20 protein-coding genes are annotated in these 26,530 nt (G+C 71.4%); 4 read left to right on the top strand and 16 right to left on the bottom strand.

The genetic code is table 11. From position 1 onward, the window contains the following. Positions 1–18 precede the first annotated feature (18 nt). Positions 19–1,866 (bottom strand): ABC transporter ATP-binding protein, encoded by a 1,848-nt coding sequence (locus ABKW26_RS04220; RefSeq protein WP_348591189.1) that lies wholly within the window; start codon positions 1,864–1,866, stop codon positions 19–21. Beyond that, the gene (locus ABKW26_RS04215; protein WP_348591188.1) at positions 1,863–3,680 is read right to left on the bottom strand and encodes an ABC transporter ATP-binding protein; all 1,818 of its coding nucleotides are present in this window, start codon (positions 3,678–3,680) and stop codon (positions 1,863–1,865) included. The genes ABKW26_RS04220 and ABKW26_RS04215 overlap by 4 nt, the downstream gene beginning before the upstream one ends. Before the next feature lie 75 nt (positions 3,681–3,755). Between ABKW26_RS04215 and ABKW26_RS04210 the strand changes: the two genes are divergently transcribed. Then, positions 3,756–4,391, top strand: a complete 636-nt coding sequence (locus tag ABKW26_RS04210) for a TIGR03085 family metal-binding protein (RefSeq protein ID WP_348591187.1) — start codon at positions 3,756–3,758, stop codon at positions 4,389–4,391. 32 nt (positions 4,392–4,423) lie between these two features. Here the strand turns inward: ABKW26_RS04210 and hisF are convergent, their stop codons facing one another. From hisF to ABKW26_RS04180, 6 genes are all read right to left on the bottom strand, one after another. Continuing rightward, complete coding sequence (gene hisF / locus ABKW26_RS04205; protein ID WP_348591186.1) at positions 4,424–5,197, bottom strand: imidazole glycerol phosphate synthase subunit HisF; 774 nt, start codon at positions 5,195–5,197, stop codon at positions 4,424–4,426. A 107-nt stretch (positions 5,198–5,304) separates the two neighbouring features. Then, positions 5,305–6,210: an FKBP-type peptidyl-prolyl cis-trans isomerase gene (locus ABKW26_RS04200; RefSeq protein ID WP_348591185.1), complete on the bottom strand. Its 906-nt coding sequence runs from the start codon at positions 6,208–6,210 to the stop codon at positions 5,305–5,307. Between the two features lie 44 nt (positions 6,211–6,254). Then, complete coding sequence (pafA, locus tag ABKW26_RS04195; RefSeq protein WP_348591184.1) at positions 6,255–7,619, bottom strand: Pup--protein ligase; 1,365 nt, start codon at positions 7,617–7,619, stop codon at positions 6,255–6,257. Continuing rightward, positions 7,616–8,338: a proteasome subunit alpha gene (prcA, locus tag ABKW26_RS04190; RefSeq protein ID WP_348591183.1), complete on the bottom strand. Its 723-nt coding sequence runs from the start codon at positions 8,336–8,338 to the stop codon at positions 7,616–7,618. Before prcA ends, pafA begins: the two co-directional genes overlap by 4 nt. Continuing rightward, positions 8,335–9,195 (bottom strand): proteasome subunit beta, encoded by an 861-nt coding sequence (gene prcB / locus ABKW26_RS04185; RefSeq protein ID WP_348591182.1) that lies wholly within the window; start codon positions 9,193–9,195, stop codon positions 8,335–8,337. Before prcB ends, prcA begins: the two co-directional genes overlap by 4 nt. A 5-nt stretch (positions 9,196–9,200) precedes the next feature. Further along, complete coding sequence (locus ABKW26_RS04180) at positions 9,201–9,395, bottom strand: ubiquitin-like protein Pup (protein WP_348591181.1); 195 nt, start codon at positions 9,393–9,395, stop codon at positions 9,201–9,203. Between the two features lie 135 nt (positions 9,396–9,530). Here ABKW26_RS04180 and ABKW26_RS04175 point away from each other — a divergent pair, with 135 nt between their 5' ends. After that, the gene (locus ABKW26_RS04175) at positions 9,531–13,511 is read left to right on the top strand and encodes a hypothetical protein (RefSeq protein ID WP_348591180.1); all 3,981 of its coding nucleotides are present in this window, start codon (positions 9,531–9,533) and stop codon (positions 13,509–13,511) included. Between the two features lie 27 nt (positions 13,512–13,538). Here ABKW26_RS04175 and dop read toward each other — a convergent pair whose 3' ends face one another. From dop to ABKW26_RS04155, 4 genes are all read right to left on the bottom strand, one after another. Further along, a complete protein-coding gene (gene dop, locus ABKW26_RS04170) occupies positions 13,539–15,140 on the bottom strand; it encodes a depupylase/deamidase Dop (RefSeq protein WP_348591257.1) in 1,602 nt (533 codons plus the stop codon). A gap of 76 nt (positions 15,141–15,216) precedes the next feature. Beyond that, positions 15,217–16,917 (bottom strand): proteasome ATPase, encoded by a 1,701-nt coding sequence (gene arc / locus ABKW26_RS04165; RefSeq protein WP_348591179.1) that lies wholly within the window; start codon positions 16,915–16,917, stop codon positions 15,217–15,219. A gap of 61 nt (positions 16,918–16,978) precedes the next feature. Then, the gene (locus tag ABKW26_RS04160; protein ID WP_348591256.1) at positions 16,979–17,989 is read right to left on the bottom strand and encodes a tRNA (adenine-N1)-methyltransferase; all 1,011 of its coding nucleotides are present in this window, start codon (positions 17,987–17,989) and stop codon (positions 16,979–16,981) included. Positions 17,990–18,118: 129 nt separating this feature from the next. Continuing rightward, entirely contained in the window at positions 18,119–19,240 is a 1,122-nt protein-coding gene (locus tag ABKW26_RS04155; protein ID WP_348591178.1) for a M50 family metallopeptidase, read from the bottom strand. Between the two features lie 53 nt (positions 19,241–19,293). Here ABKW26_RS04155 and ABKW26_RS04150 point away from each other — a divergent pair, with 53 nt between their 5' ends. Next, complete coding sequence (locus ABKW26_RS04150; protein WP_348591177.1) at positions 19,294–20,184, top strand: PD-(D/E)XK nuclease family protein; 891 nt, start codon at positions 19,294–19,296, stop codon at positions 20,182–20,184. Here the strand turns inward: ABKW26_RS04150 and ABKW26_RS04145 are convergent. Then, entirely contained in the window at positions 20,156–20,914 is a 759-nt protein-coding gene (locus ABKW26_RS04145) for an HAD family phosphatase (protein WP_348591176.1), read from the bottom strand. The genes ABKW26_RS04150 and ABKW26_RS04145 overlap by 29 nt on opposite strands. 52 nt (positions 20,915–20,966) lie before the next feature. Further along, complete coding sequence (locus ABKW26_RS04140) at positions 20,967–23,108, bottom strand: DEAD/DEAH box helicase (protein WP_348591175.1); 2,142 nt, start codon at positions 23,106–23,108, stop codon at positions 20,967–20,969. 270 nt (positions 23,109–23,378) lie between these two features. Between ABKW26_RS04140 and ABKW26_RS04135 the strand changes: the two genes are divergently transcribed. Then, complete coding sequence (locus tag ABKW26_RS04135; protein ID WP_348591174.1) at positions 23,379–24,254, top strand: PAC2 family protein; 876 nt, start codon at positions 23,379–23,381, stop codon at positions 24,252–24,254. A gap of 19 nt (positions 24,255–24,273) precedes the next feature. On the opposite strand, the gene mshC is transcribed toward ABKW26_RS04135, so the two are convergent. Together mshC and ABKW26_RS04125 are read right to left on the bottom strand one after the other, a co-directional pair. Continuing rightward, entirely contained in the window at positions 24,274–25,551 is a 1,278-nt protein-coding gene (gene mshC / locus ABKW26_RS04130; protein WP_348591173.1) for a cysteine--1-D-myo-inosityl 2-amino-2-deoxy-alpha-D-glucopyranoside ligase, read from the bottom strand. 90 nt (positions 25,552–25,641) lie between these two features. Further along, positions 25,642–26,508, bottom strand: a complete 867-nt coding sequence (locus tag ABKW26_RS04125) for an undecaprenyl-diphosphate phosphatase (protein WP_348591172.1) — start codon at positions 26,506–26,508, stop codon at positions 25,642–25,644. Between the last annotated feature and the right edge of the window lie 22 nt (positions 26,509–26,530).

The following is a 26,530-nucleotide window of genomic DNA, read 5'->3' as shown; positions in this document are numbered from 1 at the left end:
CTAGTCGTTTCGCGGGCGTCAGTGAACCTGGACCACCCAAGCCTCGTGCATGCGGGCGTACTGGCCGTCCGCGGCGACGAGCTCGCGGTGCGGTCCCATCTCCACGACGCGTCCCGCCTCGACGACGACGACGAGGTCAGCAGCCTCGGCGGTCGACATCCGGTGCGCGATCGTGATCGTGCTGCGGCCCTCGGTGAGCGAGTCCAGCGCGCGGGCGATCCGCACCTCCGCCGCCGGGTCCACGGCGGAGGTCGCCTCGTCGAGCACGAGCAGGTCGGCACCGGCGAGGTAGGCCCGCGCGATCGCGACGAGCTGCCGCTCACCCGCGGAGAGGGACTCCCCCCGCTGGCCGACCTGCGTGTCGAGCCCACCCGGGAGGTCGGCTACCCAGTCGCCCAGCCCCAGCGCGTCGACGACGACCTCGAGCGCTGCGGCCTCGTCGCCTGGCGCGTCGGCCCCGGCCCTCTGGTCCCCCCGGTAGCCGTACGCGATGTTCTCGCCGAGGGTCCCCTCGAAGAGGAAACCCTCCTGAGGGACCATGACGACCCGCTCGCGCAGGCTCCGAGAGGAGATGTCCCGCAGGTCCACCCCGTCGAGCAGGACCTGGCCCCGCGTGGGGTCCATGAGGCGTGTGGCGAGCTTGGCGATGGTGGTCTTGCCCGAGCCGGTCGCGCCGACGACAGCGACACGCGTGCGGGGCGGGAGGTGCAGGTCGACGCCGTGGAGGACGTCGGGACCGCCCGGGTAGGCGAAGGAGACGTCGCAGAGCTCGATGCGTGCCGGGCCGCGCGGTGAGGTCACGCCGCCCGGGCCCGGGTCAGCGACGAGCACGGGCGTCTCGAGGACCGCCAGGACCCGACGCCACCCGGCGACGGCGTTCTGCAGCTCGTTGAGCACCTCCGTCGCCATCTGCACCGGACCGGTGAAGAGCTGGACGAGGAAGAGGAACGCCAGGAGCTGGCCCACCGTGAGCCCGTCACCGACACCGAGGTAGGTCCCGGCGACCACCACCACGCTGAGGACGAGGTTCGCGACGAGCACGCCGGAGGAGAAGACGACGCTCACGAGCTTCTGGGCGTGCACAGCGGCGGTCCGGTGGTCGTCGATCGCGGCGTCGATCCGACGCCGGGTGCGCGCCCCGACACCGTAGGCGCGGATGGTCTCGGCACCGACGACCGCCTCGGAGACGGCGCCCAGCATCGCCCCGACCTTGGCCCGCACAAGGGTGTACGCCCCGCTGACCTTCTGCTGCGCTGGTCGCAGGACGAGGAAGAGAGGGACGAAGCACACCCACACGAGGAGCGCGAGCTGCCACGAGTAGAGACACATGAGGACGGTGGCGGCGAGCAGCTGGAGGACCGAGACGAGGAGCATGATCCCGCCCCACTGGACGAACAGCGAGATCGTGTCGACGTCCGACGTCACCCGCGAGACGAGGGACCCACGACGTTCCGTGCTCTGGGAGAGCACCGACAGGTCGTGCACGTGCCGGAACGCCTTGACGCGCAGCGTCGCGAGGCCCGCCTCCGTGCTCCGGAAGAGCCGGACGTTGACGAGTGCCGAGCAGAGCCCCGCGACGAGGAGGATCACGGCGGCAGCGCCGACGAGGGTGAGCACCCGTCGCTCGTCGACACCACCGTCGGCGAGGATGCCGGTGTCGACCGTCTGCTGGACCGCCAGCGGCACGACGACGCGACCTGCTGCGGCGAGGACGGCCAGGACGAGCGTGATGACGGCGCCGTCGAGGATCTCGGGCGAGACCCGCAGGCCGTGGCGCAGCGTCGCGACCACGCCGGCCTCGCTCGCCGACGCGATCGATCCGTGCGCGGTCTGAGTGCTCGGTGTGGTGACCTTCCTCGTCGTCATTCCTCGTCCTGTCGTCGTGCGGCCTCGCGCTGGTAGGCGAGAGCGAGGTCGCGGTACCCGGGGTCGCGCTCGAGAAGCTCGTCGTGCGTGCCGACGTCGACCACCCGGCCGGCCTCGAGGTGGACGACCCGGTCGGCGAGCGCGACGCTCGACATGCGGTACGCCACCATGACCACGGTGGTCCCGGACGTCTCGCGCAGTCCCGCGAGGATCGACCGCTCGACCTCCGGGTCCACCGCCGAGGTCGCGTCGTCGAGGACGAGGAGCGCTGGCCTGCGGACGAGAGCGCGCGCGATGGCGACGCGCTGACGCTGACCTCCCGAGAGGTTCGCCCCACGTTCTCCGAGCGGGGCGTCGAGCCCTTCGGGCAGCGCGCGCACGACGTCGTCGACCCGGGCGAGACGCAGGGCTGCCCAGACCGCCGCGTCATCCGGTCGCGCGGGGTCGTCGTCGTCCGCGAGCGTGACGTTGGCGCGGATCGTGTCCTCGAAGATGAACGTCGACTGCGCGACGAGCGCGACAGCGCTCGTCAGGCTGCGGGGTGTCAACGACCGGACGTCCGCGCCGTCGAGGAGCACCTGACCGCTCGTCGGGTCGGAGAGCCTGCTCAGCAGGGAGACGAGCGTGGTCTTTCCCGCACCCGTCTGGCCGACGACCGCCACGGTGCTCCCGGCGGGGACGGTCACCGAGACGTCGCGCACGAGGTGCGCCTCGCCGGTCGGCAGCCGGACGGACACACCCACGTCGACGAGGTCGACGCGGGCACCACGAACCTCGCCGACGGACGCCGCACGCTCGGTGGTGCCGTCCACGAGCGCACCACGGGCGTCGAGCACCTGGCTGATCCGGTCGTGCCCCACGAGACCGCGGGGCAGCTCTCCGAGCACCCAGCCGAACGCCCGGACGGGCACCGCCATCATCGTGAGCAGGTACGCGGCGGAGACGATGTCGCCGGTCTCCACGTGCCCACCCGCTGCGCGGACGGTGCCCACGCCGAGGACGAGGAGGGTGCCGAGGGACGGCAGGAACTCGATGACGGGGTCGAAGAACGCTCGGACGGTCCCGACCCGGACGTTGGCCTCGCGCAGCTCGTCCGTGCCGCGGGCGAAGCGACGCTCCTCGCGCTCCTCGGTGCCGAGCGCCTTGACGAGGAGAGCCGCCTCGAAGCTCTCGTGGGCGACGTCCGCAACCTGGGCCCTCAGGTGCTGGGCACGCGTGATCGCCGGGGACATGTACCGCTGGAAGACGACGTTCACCGCCACCGCGAGCGGCAGGACGCTCAGCGCGGCGACAGCCAGCCACACGTCGATGCTCAGGAGCGCGACTGCCGCGACGACGATCATCACGCACACCCCGAGGGCGAACGGCAACGGGTTGAAGACCCCGGTCGCCGCCTCGACGTCCGAGCTGACGTTCGACAGGAGCTGACCCGTCGGGTGGGCGCGGTGCCACGACACGGGCAGCTCGAGATAGCGGCCCGTCACAGCCCGTCGGTGACGGGCCTGGAGGTTCGCGAGCCCGACGCCGGCGAGGATGCGCCGTGCGGCGACGCTCAGCGCGAGGCAGAGCGCGACGCCGGCGAGCGCTAGGCCGCCGAGCCAGATGGCATCCACGTCCGCGGTGCCCTCGAGCGCCGGGAGCACGAGCCGGTCGGTCACCTCACCGAGCACGCGGCTGACCGCGACGGTGAGGCCACCGAAGAGTGCGGAGGCGAGGATCGCCCAGACGTAGACGCGCCACTCGTCCCTGATGCCGCGGGTGATGAGAAGGACTGACCGACGGGTCCGTGACCCCTGGAGGGCGTGCACACTCACGAAGCCGATGTCCTTCCGATGGGAAGGTCGATCCTCTCACAGCCCGCTGCGCCGGATCGTGCCACCATTGCGACCATGCGGACCTCCTGGAACGAACTGGAACGTGCTCATCTCGCTCAGGCGCTCGCGACCGCCGGTCCCGGCGCCCCGACGCTCTGCGAGGGATGGAGCACCGAGCACCTCGCGGCGCACGTGGTGCTGCGCGAGCGCAAGCCGTGGGCCGTCCGGGGCGCCACCTTCGAGCGCACCGTCGCCGAGGCGAGGGATCGTCCGACGTTCGACACCCTCGTGACGACCTTCGCAGGAACGCCTCCTGTGTGGAGCCCCGCGCGCTGGGCGGGCGAGCCGATGAACCTCGTCGAGTATTACGTTCACCTGCAGGACGTCGTGCGGGCGGGCCCGGCCGACGGCACCCTGCTCGATCCCGAGCCGGCGCACGAGCGTGCCCTGTGGTCACACCTCAGGCCCGCCGCGCGGCTCCTGTACCGGTCCGCACCGGTGGGTGTGGTCCTCGAGGTCGTCGGCGGTCCACGAGCCGTCGCGCGCAAGCCCAGGTCGGGCACAGGGAGCGTCGTCGTCACGGGTCGCCCGAGCGAGCTCGTCCTGCACGCGTTCGGTCGTGGCGCGGTGGCCGACGTCACCGTCTCGGGTGCATCGCACGACGTCGCCGCGTTGGCCGCGCGCTTCCCCGCACCGCCGCAGCGCGCCTGAGCCGCGCCCGGTCCGAGGGGTCGCGCGGTCGTTCAGCGGCGGACCTCGACGCCGGCGCTCGCCATCGCGTCCTTGACCTCACGGATCGAGAGCTTGCCGAAGTGGAAGACGCTCGCGGCCAGGACCGCGTCGGCTCCGGCCTGCGCTGCTGCGACGAAGTCGTCCGTGGTGCTCGCACCACCGCTCGCGATGAGCGGGACGCCGACCTCTCGACGGACGAGGGAGAACATCTCGAGGTCGTACCCGCCGTAGGTGCCGTCGGCGTCCATGGAGTTGAGGAGGATCTCCCCGGCCCCGAGCTCCGCAGCCTGCGTCGCCCATCGAAGAGCGTCGATGCCCGTGCCGTGTCGACCACCGTGCGTCGTCACCTCGAACCCCGACTCCGTGCGCGTGTCCCCGCTGACACGACGCGCATCGATGGAGAGGACCAGCACCTGGCTGCCGAAGCGGTCGGCGATCTCCGCGAGGAGCTCAGGCCGCGCGATCGCCGCCGTGTTCACCCCGACCTTGTCAGCACCGGCGCGCAGCAGCCGGTCGACGTCGTCCGCGCTGCGGACACCACCGCCGACCGTCAGCGGGATGAACACCTGCTCGGCCGTGCGTCGCACCACGTCGTAGGTCGTCTCCCGGTCCCCCGAGGACGCCGAGACATCGAGGAACGTCAGTTCGTCAGCACCGCCGGCGTCGTACGTACGGGCGAGCTCGACCGGGTCCCCCGCGTCGCGGAGGTTCTCGAAGTTGACGCCCTTGACGACACGGCCCGCATCGACGTCGAGACACGGGATCACTCGGACTGAGACGGACATCTGCTGCTGCTTCCTCGCGGGTGTGGACGCCCGGAGGTCCGTGCTGAGGCCGGAGGCCGCGCGGGCGTCGTCAGACGGCGGCGAAGGTCTCGCCCACCGGGGTGTACCTATGCTGGCGGTGAGACCGCCAGGATGTCGACCACATAGACGAGCGTCTCGGCCGAGAGGTCGTTCCCGCTCGGACCGAAACCCAGACCGGGTGGGACGACGAGCATGACCTGGCTGCCGACCGGCAGGTCGACGAGGCCCTCGTCGAACCCCTCGATGAGCTGGTCCGCCCCCAGCGTGACCGTCTCCGGCAGGAGATCGGCTCCCCACGTCGTGTCGAACACCTCTCCCGTCGACCACTTGACGGCGACGAACTGGATGACGACCTTCTGACCAGCCGTGACCTGCTCCCCCGTCCCACGGATCAGCTGCTGCACGACAGGGCTCGGCGGCGGGAGCGCACCGGCCGGAACCGTGACCGTCGGTGCACCGGCCTCGTCGAGAGTGACCGTCGGCAGCCCCTCGCCCAAGGTCCTCGGCTCGCCCACCGCACGGGTGGGAAGGATGTCGATGCTCATGACGAGCGGGGTACCGTCCGCCTCGACGACGTGCAGCAGTCGTGTGCCGACCGTCTTCCCGCTCAGCACGGTGTAGAGATCCGTGCCGATGGCTTCCGGCGTGAGGAGGTACGGCTGGGGCACCGAGGCGAAGTCGTCACGCACGACCGTCGCGTCCGTCGCGTTCTCGGAGTAGATGCTCAGGAGAACGGGCTGGTTCTCGGCGACGGGCTCGCCGTCACCCTCCCAGACGACCTCGGTCGACGGCTCCTCGACGACCAGCGGGACCGTGTACGTGAAGACCGGTGCCTGGCCGCCGGTCCCGGAGATCTCGACGAGCGGAGCGGTCGTGGTCGTGGTCGTCGGCGCATCCTCGGGGGACGGCCCGCACCCGCTCACCACCAGGCAGAGCCCGAGCGAGAGGGCACACAGGCCGGATCTGACCGTTCGCATTCTCGAGTGGCGCATGGGGACCTATCCTACCGAGGCGCGCGAGCAGTCGGCGCCGAGAGCTACATGCTCTCGATGAGCCGCTCCACCCGCTCGTCGACACTCTGGAAGGGGTCCTTGCACAGGACGGTGCGCTGCGCCTGGTCGTTGAGCTTGAGGTGGACCCAGTCGACCGTGTAGTCACGCTTGGCCTCCTGCGCCTTGCGGACGAAGTCTCCACGCAGCTTCGCACGCGTGGTCTGCGGCGGGACCGCGGTGGACTCGAGCACCTCGATGTCGCTCGCCACCCGCTCGACCATCCCCCGGGCCGCCAGGAGGTTGTAGAGACCCTCGGTCCGAGAGATGTCGTGGTACGCGAGGTCGAGGCGAGCGATCCGCGGATCGCCGAGCTCGATCGAGTGCTTCTCCTGGTACCGACGGATGAGCCGGTGCTTGATGACCCAGTCGAGCTCGCGCTCGACCGGCGTGAGGTCCCCGGACTGCAGGGCGAGGAGCCCACGCTCCCAGAGGTCGAACACCTGCTTGTCCGTGGACGAGATCTCTCCGCTCGCCTCGACGAAGTCACGGACCCGGACGAGGTACTCCTGCTGCAGGTCGACCGCGGTCACGGTACGACCCGACGCCAGCACGACCGGGGCCTTGCCGGTCATGTCATGGCTGATCTCCCGGATCGCGCGGATCGGGTTCTCCAGGGCCATGTCCCGCATCGGGATGCCCGCCTCGATGACGCGCAGCACCATGTCGGTCGCGCCGACCTTGAGCATCGTCGTGGGCTCCGCCATCGACGAGTCGCCCACGATGACGTGCAGCCGGCGGTAGCGCTCCGCATCGGCGTGCGGCTCGTCCCGCGTGTTGATGATGGGCCGCGAGCGCGTCGTCGCGCTGGAGACCGCCTCCCAGATGTGGTCGGCACGCTGCGACAGGCAGAAGGTCGCTCCGCGCGGCCCGGGCAGCACCTTGCCCGCACCCGTGAGGATCTGCCGCGTGATGAGGAAGGGGACGAGGATGTCCGCGAGCCGCGAGAAGTCGCCCTGCCTCCGGACGAGGTAGTTCTCGTGGCACCCGTAGGAGTTGCCTGCGGAGTCGGTGTTGTTCTTGAAGAGGTGGATCGTGCCCGGGATCGACTCGAGCTCGAGGCGGCTCTGCGCATCGGCCACGAGGCCTTCGAGGATGCGCTCGCCGCCGCGGTCATAGGCGATGAGCTGACGCACGTCGTCGCACTCTGCAGTGGCGTACTCGGGATGGGAGCCGACGTCGAGGTAGAGGCGCGAGCCGTTGCGCAGGAACACGTTGGAGGACCGCCCCCAGGCGACGACCTTGCGGAAGAGGTACCGCGCGACCTCGTCGGGCGAGAGCCCGTGACCGTCCGGTGCGGCGCACGTCACGCCGTACTCCGTCTCGAGGCCGAAGATGCGACGCGTGCTCATCGCTGCACCCCCTGGGCGTCGAGGAGCTCGTCGAGGGCAGGCCCTGCGAGGCGCTTGAACGCACGTCGCGGACGATCCCGGTCGAGGATCGCGACCTCGAGGCTCGCCGGCGAGATCTCCCGGGGCGAGGCGTCGGCCTCGTCGCCGGTGGCCGGCGTCGCGAGCACGCGCCGGACGAGGGCGAGCACCTCGGCCAGCGAGAGGTCCGGCCGCCACCCGTCGCCGAGCACCTCGCCGAGCTGCTCCGACTGACCGCCGATGACGACCGCGCCGTGCTCGTCGGCCACAGAACCGTCGTAGGACAACCGGTAGATCTGGTCCTGCGCGGCGGTCCGACCCACCTCCGCGACGATGAGCTCGACCTCGAGCGGCTTCGACTCGGTCGTGAAGACGGTCCCGAGCGTCTGCGCGTACGCGTTCGCGAGCCCGCGCGCGTTGACGTCGGCCCGGTCGTAGGAGAATCCGCGCAGGTCCGCGTAGCGGACGCCGGCCACACGCAGGTTCTCGAACTCGTTGTACTTCCCGACGGCCGCGAACGCGATGCGGTCGTAGATCTCCGAGATCTTGTGCAGCGCGCGCGAGGGGTTCTCCGTCGCGAACGCGATGCCGCCCTCGTACGCGGCGACGACGACGGACCGGCCGCGCGCGATGCCCTTGCGGGCATAGTCGGCCCGGTCCTTCATGAGCTGTTCGGGCGAGACGTAGAACGGCATGCTCACAGCAGGTCACCCCCGTGGCGCGGTGCGTGGCTCGCACGAGCGACGCGGGACTGCTCGGTGCGCGACGCGAGGATCGCGTCGACCGTCTCCTCGAGCTCGGCGTCCGGCACCCGCCGGAAGCCCGTAGCGCCGATGGTCGCGACGACCGGCCAGATCTTGCGGACGGTGTCCGGCCCACCGGTCGCGGAGTCGTCGTCGGCCGCGTCGACCAGCGACTCGACAGCCACCCGGACGGCAGCTGCCGCATCCAGTCCAGGTCGCCAGAGCTTCTTGAGCGCCCCCCGGGCGAAGACCGAGCCGGAGCCGACGCTGTGGTGCTCCAGCTCCTCGTAGCGTCCACCCGTGACGTCGTAGGAGAAGATCCGTCCGACGTGTGCCGCGAGGTCGTACCCGGCGAAGAGCGGGACGACAGCCAGGCCCTGCATCGCGAGGGCGAGGTTCCCGCGGATCATCGTCGAGAGCCGGTTCGCCTTGCCGTCGAGAGAGAGGAGCGTGCCCTCGATCTTCTCGTAGTGCTCGAGCTCGAGCTGGAAGAGACGCACGAGCTCCAGCGCGATCCCGGCTGATCCGGCGATCCCCACCGCGGAGTACTCGTCTGCTGCGAAGACCTTCTCGATCTCGCGGTTGGCGATCATCGACCCCATCGTCGCGCGCCGGTCCCCCGCCATGACGACACCACCGTCGAAGGTCGCGGCGACGATCGTGGTCGCCCGCGGGCTCGCAGGGACGTCACCGTGCGGGAGCGGGCGGCCGCCCGGCAGCATGGCCGGCGAGTGGGACGCCAGGAAGTCGACGAACGACGACGTGCCCGGTGTCGTGAACGCTCGAGGGAGACGGCCCGTCGGTTCCTCCGTCATGCGGCCTACTGCCCGCCCTTCTGGACGAATCCTCTGACGAAGGACTCGGCGTTCGTCTCGAGGACGTCGTCGATCTCGTCGAGGAGCGCATCGACCTCCGCGTCACGCACGACCGGCGCGCTCGTGGGGGCCGGTGCCGGGTCGACGTCGTCGGGCGTCCGATCCTGCGGAGAGTGCTGCTGGTGTTCCTGACCTGACATGTGCTCCTCCTACCGTCCGCGCACAACTGTGACGAACTCCCATCTAACCTCATCGACGCCCCGACCGAGCAAGTGTCCACAGGCTCCGGCGGCAGATGCACGCCGGCAGCAGCACGTACGGCAGGATCAGGCCCCATGACGACGACACGATCGGCCGGACAGGCCTCGCAGTGGTTCGACAGGGCCCTGCTGACGGACGCCTCACGGTGCCCGGCCTGCGGCGCAGCCCTCGCGGGACCGCGGTGCGGCGCCTGCGGGCTCTCCCTCGTCGGCCCCGGGGGCACGGAGCTGTGGGACGTCTCGACCCGCGCCGCCAGCCTGCTCGATCGTCGTGACACCCTCATCAGGACGATGCGCAGCACTGGTCGTGCGCACGCCATGCCGGCGCAACAGCCACCTCTCGCGCGCCCGTCGCAGACACCTGCCGTGTCGCCGGGCGCTGCGTACCTGCCACCCGGGGTCCCCGTCCCGCGCATCGCGGTGCCCCACCAGCCGCCGACGCCCCACCAGGCACCAGCACCGAGGGCGAGCTGGCCGCTCCAGAACGTCCTCCTCGGGCTCGGTGCGCTGCTCCTCGCGGGCGCGAGCATCGTCTTCCTCGCCTTCGCGTGGGGCGTCATGCCGCTCGGTCTCCGCGCCACCGTCATCGCCGTCGTCACCGCGGCCGTCTTCGGCGCCGCCACGCTCGCGGGCCGCAAGGGGCTGTCCTCGTCCGCGGACGCCATCGCGGCGCTCGGATCGCTGCTCGTGGTCCTCGACGCGTGGGCACTCCACGCGACCGGTCTGGTGCCGCAACCGGACGGAGCCACGTTCGCGGCCGTGGCCGCTCTCGGGTCGGCAGCGGCGCTCGTCGGGCTCGGTGTCCTCCTGCGGCTCGACGTCCCTCGCACGGTCGGCTGCATCCTGCTGCCGGTCGCACCTCTCCTCCTCAGCCTGGACGCGCGCACGGTGAGCCTGGGAACGCTGCTCGTGGTCTTCGCGGTCATCGCGTGCGGCATCCAGTTCACCGGCTTCTGCGACCGGCGGGCTGCACCCGTCCTGCGGGTGCTGGCCATGGTCCTCATGGCGCTCGCGCTGCTCCTGACGGTCGTGGTCCTGCTCGTCGACGGCCCGCTCGCGACAGCAGGAGTCCTCGTCGTCGTCGCCGTCGTCTCCCACGCGTGGTCGTGGCTCCTCCGATCACGGAGCACGGTGTGGTCGATCGCCGCCGGCTCGAGCCAGACCCTCGCCGTCGTGTGCCTGGCCCTCGCCCTCGCAGGCGACGTCGTGAGCGCGTCCTCGCTGTGGGTCGTCCCGCTGGGCGCCCTCGCCGGCGCAGCGAGCATGGTCCTCCTCGTCCGCCTCCTCCCTCGACTGGACTCCGGTGGCTCGACTGCGGGGTGGTGCGTCTTCTTCGCGACGACCGCACTCCCGTCGCTCACCATCGTCCTGCTCATGCTCTCGGTGCTGGGGAACGGCCCTGTCTCCCCGGACCTGCAGCCCACGCTGTGGGCAGGGCTGCTGGGAGTCGTCGTGGCACTGGGCGGAGCGTGCGTGCACGCGGCTGTCGACCGTCCGACGCTGCCGTCGACGCCCGCGCCCGCACCCGCACCCGCACCCGCGCCCGCACCCGCACCAATGCTGTGGACGGCTCCCGGACACCCCGGAGGGCCGTCGGGCGGGTTCACGACCAGACGGGCCGTGCTCAGGCCCGCGCCCTGGTATGCGGCCCTCCTCGTCCTCGGTGTCGCACTGCTCCTGACGGAACCCGCTCTCGTCGTCGCCTACTGGCTCGTCGTCCCGCTGGTGCTCGTCGTCGCAGCCGGACGCCGTCTTCCGCGCGAGTGGTCCACGGCACTGCGCACCACCTGTCTCACGGCCGTCGGGCTCGCGATCCTCCTGAGCGTCGACCTGGCCACCGGCACTGCGGCCACGGTCACGGACCGCGACGGCGGGCTGCTGCTCGCCGCCTCGCTCGGCACGCTCATGACCGTCCTTCTCGTCGCCCGGTCCTGGGTCGGGGGCACGACCACGGTTGCGCAGCCGGCCCAGGACTCTCGGGCCGGTCTCCTGCTCGTCGCGCTCGTCGTCGGGGCAGCAGGCGCTGCCACCGCGCTGGGTTCGGCCACGGCCGAGCCCAGCGCCGCCTGGCCGGGTGCGACACTGCCGCTCGTCCTGCTGGCTCTCGGGATCCTCGCGGTCGCCGACAACTCCGTCCGGGACGCCACCGGGCAGGTCAGGGTTCTCTCCTGGACGATCACGGCACCGGACGTGCACGCGGTCCTCGGTGCGACGACCGCCGTCAACGCCCTCGCGATCGTCGCAACAGCACTCACCCCAGGCGGGTGGCTCGTGGCCACACCCTCAGCCGACGCACCACCGCCATGGGTCACCGTCCTGGCACTCACGAGCGTGACCCTGCTCGCAGTCCTCGCCGGTGCGCTCGCCCTCGGTTCTCGGCAGTCCGTCCGGCCGGTCGCGGTCGTCGCCGGCGCGGCCGCGACACCGGTGCTGGCCGTCCTCGCCGCTCTCACCGTGCGCCCCCTCGTCGCCGACCGTGCGATCGAGTGGGAGATCATCAGCCTCGTCGTCGTCGCACTCTTCCCGATCGTCGCCGGCACACGCAGGACCGGCGACGCCCGTGTGCGGAACGCCATGGAGACGAGCTCCGTGGCCCTCGGGCTCCTCGTCCTCCTCCTCGTCGCCGTCCATCGGCCCGTGGACGTCCTCACGGTGGCCCTCGTCATCGCTGCGACCGCCACCGCGGCCTGGGCGTTCATGCCCGGCCGCGCTCGTGCGGGCTGGTTCGCGCTCGCGCTCGCCATCAGCGCATCGTGGAACGCACTCGGGTCAGGAGGGATCGAGACGGTCGAGGCGTACACGGCACCCGGCGCTCTCGTCCTCGCCGCGGTCGGTGCACACGCCGTGCGGCACCGACGACGTGCCGGTCGCGATCTGCTCCTCGCGGGCTGCACGATCCTCCTGCTGCCGACCGTCCTCCTCGCCCCGGGCTCGACCCAGTGGCGCTCTCTCGCGGTCCTCGCAGCCCTCGTCGTCGTCGCGGCCGGGGTTCTCGTCGCCGGGGAGCTCCGCGTCGCACGCGCGAGCAGCCACGAGGGCACCACCGGTCCAGCCGAGACCCGGGGCGCCGCGCTCGGCGGTCCGGCTCCGGTCCGAGCGGTGGTGCCCGGCCTCACCACGTGGTTCCTCCTGCTCGGCCTCGTCGTCGCCGTGATCGGTGTCGCCGGTCGTTCCGCGGTCCTCGCTACGGCGTGGGCAGCTCTGCACGGCCGCGGGACCGCGATGTCGCAGGACCACGCCCGGTCCCTGCTCTCCGACACCGCCGCCCAGCCCGGTCTGTGGATCGGCCTGGCTGCGCTCACCGTCTCCGGCTTCTCCTGGCTGCTCGCCCGGGAGTGGCCGTGGGCACCGACCGCGGGGCCTCGCAGCTGGGCTGCGAGCCTCACGGCTCTCACGCTCACGGTCCCCGCGTGGACCCTGGTGGCGAGCGGCTCGCTCGGCGACACCGGCACCCTCTGGACCGTCGTGTCCCTCGTCATGGTGTGGGGTGCCGTCGCACTCCTCGGGACACCGCCCGGACTGCCTCGCGTCGGCTCGCGGGCGGAGTTCCTGCGCCGCGCCGTCCCGCCGCTCGTCGCCGCCTACGCGGTCGCCCTCGGGCTCACGTCCTCCACCGCGGTGCCACCCGACCTCATGCTCACGCTCGTCGGGGTCTTCGTCGCGGTCGCGGCGGTCCGCGCAGCCATCGTCGAATCGGCCGTCCCCACATGGAGCACCGTCAGCTATGGCGTCTTCGCGACGCTCGCACCGGTCACCGTCACGCTCATGAGCGACCCTGAGGGCTGGCGCGTCGCGCTCGGCGTCCTCACCGCCTGCGGCTGGCTGCTCGCCGGGCTCCGGATGCGCTGGCAGGCGCCCGTCGCGATCGGTGCCGCCGCCCTCGTCCTCCAGGTGGTCGTCCTCGCCGGGCCGCCCGCTCTCGCAGCGCTCACCGGTATCCCGGGATGGGTGGTCCTCGCCGTGACCGGCCTCGTGCTCCTCACGCTCGGGCTCACCTACGAGCGTCAGATCACGACCGCTCGAGCAACCCTGCGCCGGTACGCCGAGCTCCGGTAGACCGCCCGGTCGGAACGGTCGCGACAGCTAGGCCAGGAGCGCCGCGAGGAACTCGCCGGGGTCGGTCGTCGACTCGAAGAGGCGACCCACGTGCTCCTGCGTCCCACGCCACGGATCCATCATCGGCACCCGCTGCAGGGACGCGGCGCCCGGGATGTCGAAGATCACGGAGTCCCAGCTCGCGGCCGAGACAGCGTCACCGAACCGAGCCATCGCCTCCCCGCGGAAGAACGCCCGGGTGTCGCGCGGCGGATGGGCGACGGCCCACCCGACCTCGGCATCCTCGACCAGCCGCTCGACAGCACCGGCGCTCACGAGCCGGTGGTAGATCCCTCGCTCGGGGCGCACGTCCGACCACTGGATGTCCATCGCTGCGAGCCGCGGGTGGTCCCACTCGAGCCCGTCGCGCGAGCGCAGCCCCTCGAGGAGCCGGAGCTTGGCCACCCACTCGACGTCCCGTGCGCACGACTCACGGTCCGCGGCGAGCCGCCGGAGCACGGACGCCCACCGGTCGAGGACCGACGAGGTGTCGTCGTCCCACCCGTCGACGGCGTCCAGCGCCCGGCGCACCGCCGCGACGTGGAGCTCCTGGATCTCCAACGCGGTGAGCCTGCGGCCGTCCGCGAGCACGAGAGGCGCAGTGAGGTCGAGGTCGCGACTGACGATGCGCACCGCACCGACGGGGTCCGCCAGCCGGAGCGCAGCGAGCTCTCCCCGCAGACCGGGGACCGCATCGAGGTTCTCGAGCGCCCAGAGCACGAGCGACGTGGTGCCGAGCTTGAGGAAGGTCGCGGTCTCGAAGAGGTTGGCGTCACCGATGATGAGGTGGAGCCGGCGCCACCTCGACCGGTCGGCGTGCGGCTCGTCGCGGGTGTTGATGATCGGCCGACGCAAGGTGGTCTCGAGCCCGACCTCCGCCTCCATGTAGTCGGCGCGCTGGGAGAGCTGGAACCCGGGCTCCGCCCCGGTCGCCCCGATCCCCACCCGGCCCGAGCCGGCGAAGACGTTCCGGGTGACGAGGAAGGCCGTGAGGAGCTCGACGATGTCGCTGAACGGCACGTCGCGATCGACGAGGAAGTTCTCGTGCGTGCCGTAGCTCGCCCCCTTGCCGTCGGTGTTGTTCTTGTAGAGCTGGACGTCGACGTTCATCGTCCCGGCCACCTCGCGGGCAGCGGTGAGCATGATCCGCTCCCCCGCCACGTCCCAGCGCACGGCGTCGAGCGGGTTGCTCACCTCGGGCGACGCGTACTCGGGGTGAGCGTGGTCGACGTAGAGGCGCGCACCGTTCGTGAGGATCGCGTTGGCGGCGCTGGGGTCGTCGTACTCCTCGGTCGTCGGCCGGTCGATGATCTCCAGCCGGGCGTGGTCGCCCGGAGCCCCGGGGACCGGGCCTGCGGGCGCCGGGTTCCGCGGGTCGTCCGTGAGCATCGACGGGTGCGCAGACGCGCGCTGCACGTGGAAGCCCCGCGCATCGAGCAGCGGGTCCTCGTCGACGTAGTCCCACCGGGCCCGGCCTCGCGCGGACGAGCTGATCGCCCGGTAGGCCATGACCACCTGGCTCGACATGAGCATCGGGTTCGCCATCGGGTTCCCGCGCTGGAGCACGCCGTACTCGGTCTCGATCCCCATCACGCGTCGCACAGTCACGGGTCAACCGTAGTGCCCGGCGCCGACCGGACCTGACGAGGACCGTCCGACGGACGGTTCAGAGGTACTGGCCGGTGTTCGTCACCGTGTCGATCGTGCGGCCGGACGCGGTCTTCCCCTTGCCCGTCTTGTCCTGGACGATCGTCCGGATGAAGACGATGCGCTCGCCCTTCTTCCCGGAGATGCGCGCCCAGTCGTCGGGGTTCGTCGTGTTGGGAAGGTCCTCGTTCTCCTTGAACTCGTCGACGCACGCGGTGATGAGGTGCTCGACGCGGATCCCGCGCTGTCCGGTGGCGAGGAAGTCCTTGATCGCCGACTTCTTCGCCCTGTCGACGATGTTCTGGATCATCGCCCCCGAGCTGAAGTCCTTGAAGTAGAGGGTCTCCTTGTCTCCGGAGGCGTAGGTGACCTCGAGGAACTGGTTCTCCTCGCTGTCGGTGTACATCCGCTCGACGACGCGCTGGATCATCGCCTCGAACGCCGCTGCGGCGTCGCCGTCGTGCTCGGCCAGGTCGCCCGCGTGGAGGGGCAGGTCCGGCGTGAGGTACTTGCCGAAGATCTCCCGCGCACCTTCCGCGTCGGGGCGCTCGATCTTGATCTTCACGTCGAGCCGGCCGGGCCGCAGGATGGCGGGGTCGATCATGTCCTCGCGGTTGGACGCGCCGATGACGATGACGTTCTCGAGGCGCTCGACCCCGTCGATCTCGCTGAGCAGCTGCGGCACGATCGTCGTCTCGACGTCGGAGGACAGGCCCGTACCGCGGGTGCGGAAGAGCGACTCCATCTCGTCGAAGAACACGACGACCGGGTTCCCCTGCGACGCCTTCTCCCGCGCTCGGGCGAAGATGAGACGGATATGGCGCTCGGTCTCGCCGACGTACTTGTTGAGGAGCTCCGGGCCCTTGATGTTGAGGAAGTAGCTCTTCGACTGGGTGGAGGTCTCGACGACGGTCCCGCCCTCCCCGCCATCGAGCGCGGCCTTCTCCGCGGCGCGGCGGTCCACCGCCGCGGCCAGCGAATGGGCCACCGCCTTCGCGATGAGCGTCTTTCCGCAACCGGGTGGCCCGTACAGCAGGATCCCCTTGGGCGGTCGGAGGCCGTGCTCGCGGAACAGGTCCGGGTGGTTGAACGGCAGCTCCACCGCGTCACGGATCTGCTCGATCTGCGGTCCGAGCCCGCCGATGTCCGTGTACTCGATGTCCGGCACCTCCTCGAGGACGAGGTCCTCGACCTCGGCCGTGGGGATGCGCTCGTAGACGAAGCCGGCCCGCGGGTCGATCGTCAGGGCGTCGCCGACGCGCAGCGGACCGTCGGCGAGGGGCCCCGCGAGACGGACGACGCGTTCGTCGTCCGCGCGGCCGACGACGAGCGCACGACCGTCGTCGAGCAGCTCCTTGACCGTGACGAGCTCACCGACCATCTCGTAGCCACCGGCGGCGACGACGGTGAGCGCCTCGTTGAGCTTGACCTCCTGGCCGGGACGGATGCTCTCGAGGTCGACGGCAGGGCTCGCGCCGACATGCATCTTGCGACCGGCGGACATGATGTCGACCGTGCCGTCCTCGTGCGCGCCGAGGAAGACCGCGTAGGTCCCAGGTGGCTTCGCGAGGTCGTCGATCTGCTGCTGGAGCTCGACGATCTTCCCGCGGGCCTCCCCCAGGACCTGGGCGAGGCGCTCGTTCTGGGCGGAGAGCGTCGCGAGGCGCCGGGCCTGCTCGTCGCGTTCCCCCCGGAACGACGTCGCTGACATGTCACTCATGTGGGTGCACCTCTTCCGCTGTGAGAGCATCGAGTCGTCCGCTACCGGAGCAACGACCTTGTCATACATCCTCGCCCGGTGCGGGACCGTCCGCATCAACGTCGTGTGTCGGTCCGGTAACACCGGACGCGTCGAGCGCCTGGCCCACGTCCCGGCGCACGCGGCGCACCTTCTTGTCGGAGACGGCACGCTCGCCGAGCTCCTCTGGGCTCCACTCGCCGTCGACCGGGTACGCGCCCTTCGACGGCCTGCGGCGACGCACCGGGGCGTCGATCCCGTCGGCCATCCGACGGCTCTTGAGGAGGAAGCCGGTGTGCCCGACCATCCGGTGCTCGGGGCGCACCGCGAGCCCTTCGATGTGCCAGCCGCGGATCATCGTCTCCCACGCCTCAGGCTCGGTGTACCGGCCGTCGGCGCGCAGCTCCTCGCCCAGGCGGGAGAGCTGCGTGGTCGTCGCGACGTAGCAGATGAGCACCCCGCCCGGAGCGAGCGCGACGGCCGAGGCCTCGAGGTTCTCCCAGGGCGCGAGCATGTCGAGGACGATCCGGTCCACCGAGCCCGGAGCCGCGACCTCGGGCAGCACGTCCGAGAGGTCACCGATGGAGAGCTCCCAGGCGGGGTGCGGCCCGCCGAAGAAGAGCTCGACGTTCCCGCGGGCGATGTCGGCGAAGTCCTCGCGACGCTCGATGGAGTGCAACGAGCCGCCGTCGCCGACGGCGCGAAGGAGCGACATCGTCAGCGCACCGGAGCCGACGCCCGCCTCGATGACGCGCGCGCCGGGGAAGATGTCCGCCATCGCGACGATCTGGCCGGCGTCCTTGGGGTAGACCACCGCGGCACCGCGTGGCATGGAGAGCGTGTAGTCGCTGAGCAGCGGCCGCAGGGCGAGGTAGTCGATCCCTGACGTCGTGGTGACGACGGAGCCTTCGCTCGTGCCGATGATGTCGTCGTGCTGGAAGTAGCCGCGGTGCGTGTGAAAGGAGGCCCCGGCGGCGAGGGTGATCGTGTGGAGCCGGCCCCGGGGGTCGGTGAGCTGCACCCGGTCGCCCACGCGGAACGGGCCGCGCCGCATGGCCGCTCCGGTGGGGGCGACCCCGTCGTCCGGCGCGCTGCCCGCGAGCGCCGCGGAGGGTTCGAGCGGGGCGGTCGGAGCGTCGAGCGGGGCGGGTGGCACGGTGTTCACGTCATCAGTCACAACGGGTCAGTCTAGGTGCATGGCTCGCGCGACGTCCGTCACGCGCAGCAGCCCGACCACCTGCGGGCCGTCCGTCACGGCGAGAGTGCTCGTCTGGCGGGCCGCGCGCACGACGGCCGAGTGGAGCGCGATGCCGCGCAGCCCGACGTCGACGAGGGAGCCCGGTGGCAGGGCGACGCCGACCGACCAGGCCGGCGTCGAGGAGGCCACGGCGGAGGGGACACCGGCCAGCGCGTCCTCGTCGACGTAGCCCACGGGGTGACCGTCGGTCGTCAGGACGCACGCGACGGCGACGTCCACCGACCCGGCCTGGACGGCCGCGAGGACGTCCGCGACGCTCCCGCGAGCGTCGACCGCGACCGCGGGGCGGGCCAGGGCCCGCGGGTCCAGCGCCTCGGCCTGAGCCCGCACGCGGCTCGCCGCGAGCGCCTGCGACGCCGCGGACCACATGAACGCTCCGATGAACGCAGCCCACACGACCATGAGGAGGTTGACCTCCTGGCCGCGCAGACCAGGGACGGAGATGGCGGCGACGACGACGAGGACGGCCAGGACGCGACCCGTCCATGCCGCGACGGACGTCCCGGTGAGCCGTGACCCGGTCGCGCGCCAGACGACGGCCTCGACGACCTGCCCACCGTCGAGCGGGAGACCGGGCAGGAGGTTGAACACACCGACGGCGGCATTGGCGTAGGCCGTGACGTAGAGCAGGAGGGCGACGAGCCCCGCGCCGTCCTGGACGACGTAGCCCCACCAGGCGACGAGCGCGATCGAGATGTTCGTCAGCGGACCCACGACCGCGACGAGACCGCTGGAGAACGGGGTCGAGCTCGTGTCGGTGAACGCCGTGTGTCCACCCCAGAGCGTCAGCGCCAGCTCCCGGACCCGCATCCCTCGGGACCGCGCGACGAGAGCGTGCGCGAGCTCGTGGAGGAACACGGAGAGCATGAGGAGCGCGACGACCACGAAAGAGCCGACGAGCGCCCTCGAACCGAGCGACGGCGCCATGGAGCGCACGGTCGGCAGGAAGAGGACGGTGAGGATCGCCACCATGACGAGCGCCGACGGCTGGAGGACCACGGGTGCCCCTGCGACGCGTCCGACGACCCACCCTGTGCGCTTGTCCACAGCGGCCACCCTACGGTGCCCGGACTGTGGGCAGCACGCCCTACGCTCGAGACATGCCCGCCACGCCTCCCGACACCACCCCGTCTGCACCGGTCCCGGCCGACACGGTCCGCCGCCCCGGTCTCTCCCCGTCGCGGGCGAACGACTTCACGCAGTGCCCGCTCCTCTTCCGGTTCCGCGTCGTGGACAAGCTGCCCGAGCCCCCGAGCACGGCTGCCGTGCGCGGGACGCTCGTGCACTCGGTGCTCGAGCGTCTCTACGACGCCCCGCTCGGCGAGCGCACGGTCGCCCACGCCCAGGGGCTCCTCCCCGGCGAGTGGTCCCGCCTCCAGGAGGCCCGGCCCGAGTACGGGGACCTCTTCGCGTCGACGGAGGAGTCCGCTGCGTGGCTCGCGAGCGCCGGCCGGCTCGTCGCGACGTACTTCACCCTGGAAGACCCGACGCGCCTGGAGCCGGAGTCCCGCGAGCTCTTCGTCGAGTCGCAGCTCGACGGCGGGCCGCTGCTGCGCGGGATCATCGACCGGATCGACGTGGCCCCGGACGGAGCGGTTCGGGTGGTGGACTACAAGTCCGGGAAGTCCCCGCGTGCAGGGTACGAGGGGTCCGCAGTCTTCCAGATGCGCTTCTACGGCCTCGTCGTGTGGCGCGAGCGCGGGACCGTGCCGAAGATGCTCCAGCTCGTCTACCTCGGTGACGGCAAGGTGCTGCGGAACGAGCCGACCGAGAGCGACCTCGTCGCGACGGAGACGCGTGTGCGCTCCCTGTGGTCGAGCATCGAGCAGGCAGCTCTCTCCGGCGAGTGGCGACCTCGCCGGACCCCGCTGTGCGGGTGGTGCGCCCATCAGAGCATCTGCCCCGAGTTCGGGGGCACCAGCCCGGACGTGGACCCTGACGCCGTGGAGCGGGCGCTGGGTGTCAGGCCGTTGGAGCCAGCAGGTCGATGACCTCCCCGCGGACCACACGGTCGACGAGGTCGGGGGTGAGGTCGCGGAGCGACGGGAGCCTGGTCAGCCGCGGCGAGTCGGACAACGGGACAAGGACCTCGACACCCACCGGGATGCCGCCGCACGCGAGAGCAGAACCGATGCCGGCGGGCGAGTCCTCGACGACGAGACAGTCCTCGATCCGGACGCCGAGGATCTCCGCAGCACGGAGGTAGGGCTCCGGGTGCGGCTTGCCGTGCGTCACCTCGTCACCCGTGACCACCGCCGCGAAGGTGCCGGCAGGTGTCCGCTCGACGAAGGCGTCGGCGAGGGACCGGTAGGACATCGTCACGAGCGCGCACGGGACGTCGAGCTCCCGCAACCAGGCGAGGGCCTCGACCGCACCCGGCTGCCATGGCACCTCGGCAGACACCCGGGCGGTCACCCGCGTGATGAGGAACGTGATGATCTCGTCCACCGAGAGATCGACACCGTGCGCCTGGAGGATCTCCGCCGACGCGTCGAGCGGGTTCCCCACGAGGCTCAGCGCGTCCTCGTGGGTCCACACGCCTCCGTGGGAGCGGACGAGCTCGTGCTCGGCGGCCATCCAGTACTGCTCGGAGTCGATGAGCGTCCCGTCCATGTCCCAGAGCACGGCGGCCGGCAGGACCCGCGAGCCTTCGGTGCCTTCCGCGCCTTCAGTGCCGTCAGGGCGCTGACCTGCGTCGACGTCCGTCTCGGGAAAAGGCAAGATGTCCTCCGTCTGTCGTGGTGCACCGTCGTCTGTGGTGCGGGGGCCGAGGCTAGTCGCGTTCGGCGAGAGCGTCCGTCAGCAGCCCGACGAGGGCGTCGAGCTGCACGGTCGCGGACGAGGAGACGTCCTCCTCGCTGGCGCCGTCCAGCGCGCGGGCGGCGAGCCCGGACTTGCTGTCGATGAGCTCGGCGATCCTCGAGTCGATCGTCTGCGCGGCGATGATCCGCCACGCGGTGACGGGCTCGGCTTGGCCGATCCGGTGGATCCGGTCGATGGCCTGGGTCTGCTCGGCGTAGGTCCACGAGAGCTCGGCCAGCACGAGGTTCGAGGCCACCTGGAGGTTGAGGCCGACACCCGCGGCCGTCAACGAGCACACGACGATCGACACCTCCGGGTCGTCGGTGAACGCGGCGATGTTCTTCTCGCGCACCCTGGGCGTCTGGTCGCCGCGGATCGAGGCGTAGCGGATGCCTCGGTCGGCGAAGAGCTGCTCGGCCTGGTCCATGACGTCGACGTGCTTGGCGAAGAACACGACCTTGCCGACGTTGCGGGCGAGCTGTGCCGCGTAGTCGGCGGCCGGCCCGGCCTTGGCCTGGCCGATCCGGCGGACCATCGTGAAGACGTTCTCGCCCCCGGCCTTCGAGCTCGAGTCCTTGAGCTCGGCCGCGGCGATCCGGCGCACGAGCTCGTGGTCGATCTCGTCGGGGTCGCCGCTGACGGCGCGCAGCTCCAGGGCGGTCCGGTACCGCTGGACCAGCCGGTCGACGAGCGCGGACTCGGCGGCGCGGATCGATCGGCCGGCCGCACCGTCGAGCTCGACCGGCAGGTCCGCGACCCGGCGGGCCGGGATGTCGGCGACCACGTCGACCTTGCGACGGCGCACGATGCCCATGTCGATCACGCTGGACCGCGCTGCGGCCGAGAAGCCCGGGTCGGCCGGGGTCAGCCCTGTGTCTTCGAGGGCGCTCTGGAGCGCACCGAGAGGGGCCTCGTCGTCGATCCAGCCGAGGAACTGCCAGATCGCTCGGAAGTCCTCGATGTCGTTGATGAGCGGGGTGCCTGTCAGGGCCATGAGCAGCGGTCTGGCGACGCGCGTGCGGATCCGCTCCGAGAGCGCCAGGACGTGCTGGGAGCGCTGGGAGGTCTTGTTCTTGATGAAGTGCGCCTCGTCGACGACCATGCCGCGGAAGCCCATCTCGCCGAGCCAGCCCACGTGCCGGTCCAGCAGCTCGTAGTTGACGATCACGACGTCGGCGAAGCCGTCCATCCGGTCGCCGTCACCGTGGACCACCGTGGCCGGCCGCGACGGGGTCCACAGGGCCACCTCGTGCGCCCAGTTCGCCTTGACGACGTTGGGCACCACGACGAGGAGCGGATAGGCGTCGGCCACCTGGGCGGCGAGCAGCGCCTGCGCGGTCTTCCCGAGCCCGGGCTCGTCGGCGAGAAGGAACGTGCGATGTCCGCGGGCCACGGCTGTCACGACCTGGGCCTGGTGCGGCATGAGCTCCTTGCCCCGGGGGACGGACACCGCGCGCGGGTCAGGCAGCGTCATGCACGCAGGCGCTCCGGTGGCGGCTCGCTCGAAGGACCGGAAGAGTGGCTCGAGCAGCTCCCAGCCAGCGAGCCGGCGAGCGCGTGTCGCGGTCCGCGCAGCCGCTGCCTCGAAGTCCGGGGCGAGGAAAGGGTTCGCCATCTGGCGCGAACGGACCGACTGGGGTACCACCGAGGTCGAGGCTGCGGGCACGGGTGCGGTCGGAGCCACCGGCGAGGGCTCTTCCGGCGGCTCCAGGCCGCCGGCGCGCATCACCGACGCCTTGTAGGCGCGCGCCGCGTCAGAGACACGGGCGTCGTCAGCGAGCAGCGCGAGCAGCGAGGTGTCCCGGACAGCGGTCCTGGCCAGCATCGTCGCGACACCGTCGAGGCGCTTGAGCTGCTCGCCGCGTCGGGCCACCGTCAGAGAGTCGTCGGCCATCACCCGGGCCCGTTCCTCCCGCACGAGCAGCGCCACGACCTGGAACTTCGTGCGCACCGCCGGGCGCGTCGGCGGTCGCTGCACTGCGCTGTCGACCTCACGGGCGACGTCGGCGAGCACCGGGATGATCCCCTGCGCGGTGCGACGCGGGGCGCGGCGGCGCTGGGCACCGGGGGCCGTCTGAGCGCCGCCGGACCGGCCTTGGCCTCGTCGTGCCACATCTCCTCCTTCTCAGCATCCGCACGTCTGCTGCGGCGCGGCACGAACGTGCCACGTCGGCCCGGGACCGGTCGGTCGCCGAACCCTACCCCGTATCGCTGGCAGCCCGTCCGGGCCCGGGACCGGGCGCGCGGACGGTGGTGAGCATCGCCGCCGCGTGCAGCTCGTGCGCGGTACGCCGTCAGTCAGGCGCGGTCGGGTCAGGGTATCGATCCATCGTATCGGCTCGCGCGGACGGTCGATCAAGACCCGTCGCTCTAGGCTGGTGGGATGAACGCGCCTCTCCCCACTCCCGACCCCCAGTCTCCGACCAGCGGTGCGGACGACCAGGACGCCATCATGCTCGCCGCGTTCGAGGGCTGGAACGACGCCGGCAGCGCGGCCAGCTCGGCGCTCCTGCACCTGAGCGACATGTGGGACGCCGACCAGGTCGACGAGCTCGACCCGGAGGACTATCACGACTTCCAGGTCAACCGACCTGTCGTCGCGACCGACGCCGAGGGCAACCGTGAGATGACCTGGCCCACGACCACGATATCCGTCGCGCAGGGACCGACCACCGGGCGACGGATCGTCCTCGTGCACGGCATCGAGCCGTCGATGCGGTGGAAGAGCTACTGCGCCGAGCTCGTCGAGATCGCCCGCACGCTGGGGGTCACGACGATCGTCACGCTCGGGGCGCTCCTCGCCGACGTTCCGCACACCCGCCCGATCCCCGTGACGGTCACGTCGGACGACCCGGCCGTGCAGTCGTTGCTCGGTGTCGAGCGCAACTCCTACGAGGGCCCGACCGGGATCGTCGGCGTCCTGCACCACGCGGCGCAGGTGGCCGGCTTCCACTCGTTGTCGGTCTGGGCGGCCGTGCCCCACTACGTGGCGCACCCGCCCTCGCCCAAGGCGACCGTCTCGATCCTCTCGCGGCTCGAGACGTTCCTCGGCGAGACGATCCCGCTCGGCGAGCTTCCCGAGGACGCCGAGGCGTGGCAGCACGGCGTCGACGAGCTCGCGGCGGAGGATGCCGAGATCGCCGAGTACGTCCAGCAGCTGGAGCAGGCGAAGGACACCGTCGAGCTGCCCGAGGCGAGCGGCGAGGCGATCGCACGCGAGTTCGAGCAGTACCTCAGGCGCCGGGACAAGGGCTCCTGAGACCGGTGCGTCAGGACATCTAGAGCCGCACGCCCAGCAGGCTGTTGACGGCGCGCGCCATGACTCCCGGAGCGCCCTCGAGCGTCTCGCCCGCGCCGGCGAGCGAGAGCTTGGCCCACTCGTCGACCGCGGCGAGGGCCGCCGGTGCGTCGAGGTCGTTGGCCAGGGCCTCCCGGATCGCGGCGAGCGTGGACGTCGCGTCGGGCCCGCCGTTGCCGGAGACTGCTGAGCGCCACGTCTCGAAGCGGCGCGCGCCCTCGGCGAGGTCGACGTCCGTCCACTCCCAGTCGCTGCGGTAGTGGTGCGCGAGGAGGGCCAGGCGGATCGCCATGGGCTCGACGCCCTGAGCACGCAGCCGGGAGACGAACACGAGATTGCCGCGGGACTTGCTCATCTTCTCGCCCTCGTAGGCGACGAGGCCCGCGTGGACGTGGGTCGCAGCCCCGACGCCGTGGGTGTCGCCGTCGCCGAGCAGGCGGGCGTGCGACGTGCTCATCTCGTGGTGCGGGAAGAGGAGGTCAGAGCCGCCGCCCTGCACGTCGAACGGCAGCCCGAGCGCGCCCCGCGCGATGACGGCGCACTCGATGTGCCAGCCGGGTCGCCCGGTCCCGAGGCTCCCGCCGTCCCATGCCGGCTCGCCCACGCGTTCCCGACGCCACAGGAGCGGGTCGAGAGGGTCGCGCTTGCCCGCGCGGTCCGGGTCACCGCCACGCTCGCGGAAGAGCTCGACCATCGTTGTGCGGTCCTGCCGCGAGACCTGCCCGAAGGACGGGTCGGCGGCGACGTCCGCGTAGACGTCGCCCACCTCGGGAGACAGTCCTCCCGCACCGTCCTCGAGCGGGACTCGGTACGCGGCGCCCTGCGCGACGAGGTCTTCCACCGCGCGGGCGACCGGCTCGATGGTCTCGACCGCACCCAGGTAGACGTCCGGCGGGATGACGCCGAGCGCGGCCATGTCCTCGGCGAAGAGCGCGGTCTGGTCGGCCGCCAGGTCCCGCCAGTCGATCCCGAGAGCGGTCGCGCGCTCCAGGAGCGGGTCGTCGACGTCGGTGACGTTCGAGGCATAGGTCACAGCGAGGCCTGCGTCACGCCACGCCCGGCCGAGCAGGTCGAAGGCCACGTACGTGGCGGCATGGCCGATGTGGGTCGCGTCGTAGGGCGTGATGCCGCACACGTAGAGCGTGGCGTGCGGCCCAGCAGCCGCGACGACGAGACGACCCGTCGAGCTGTCGTAGACGTGGACGCTGTCACCGCGGCCGGGGAGAACGGGGATCTGTGGAGCGGGCCAGGTGAGCACTGACCAAGACTAGCCGCGATCCGGTCCTGCCCGCCCCGTGCACGGCACGTGCACGAGCCCGGACAGGACCGAACCACGCGAGGGCGAGGGTCAGACGCCGCCCTCGGCCTCGAGCACGCCGAGCAGGAGAAGCAGCACGACCACGATCGCGAGACCGATGCGATAGCGCACGAACGGCTTGTAGCTGAACGTCGAGACGATCTTGAGGAAGACGATGATGACGAGGTAGCCGACGACGAACGCGACGAGGGTCGCGAGGAACGTCGCAGCCATGCTCGGCATGCCGGGCGCGCCGATCTCGCCCGCAGAGGTGGCGAGCTTGTAGAAGCCGGAGCCGAGGACCGCCGGGATGGCGAGGAAGAACGAGTATCGCGCCGCAGCCTCGCGGGTGTAGCCCATGAGCAGACCGGCCGTGATGGTCCCGCCGGAGCGTGACACGCCCGGGATGAGTGCTGCCGCCTGGGCCAGGCCGAAGTAGAGCGCGTGCCGCGGGTTGAGTCCCTCGAGCGGCGTCGCCTTGCGCCCGACCTTGTCCGCCCAGCCGAGCAGCAGAGCGAAACCGGCCAGCATGAGCGCCGTGAGGTAGAGGTTGCGGAAGGACGTCTCGATGGAGTCCTGCAGGAGCAGGCCCAGCACGACGATCGGGATGCTCCCGAGGCCGATGTACCAGCCCATCTGGGCGTCGTGGTCGCCGGCACCCATCCGCTCACGCCACGTGGGGCCGTGGTCGCCGCGCAGGGCCTTCCACCACGCCACGCAGATGCGTGCCAGGTCCCTCCTGAAGTACAGCAGCACGGCGCACTCCGTGCCGATCTGGGTGATCGCAGTGAACGCAGCACCCGGGTCCGAGGACCCGATGAGCTCACCGATGATGCGCAGGTGCGCGCTGGACGAGACGGGGAGGAACTCGGTGAGTCCCTGGACCAGTCCGAGGAAGATGGCTTCGAACGCGTTCACGCTGAGACACGTTACAGGCCGG

The sequence above is a fragment of the Sanguibacter sp. 25GB23B1 genome, from assembly GCF_040012415.1.
Classification (GTDB): domain Bacteria; phylum Actinomycetota; class Actinomycetes; order Actinomycetales; family Cellulomonadaceae; genus Sanguibacter.
This window is presented reverse-complemented; position numbering and strand designations above follow the sequence as displayed.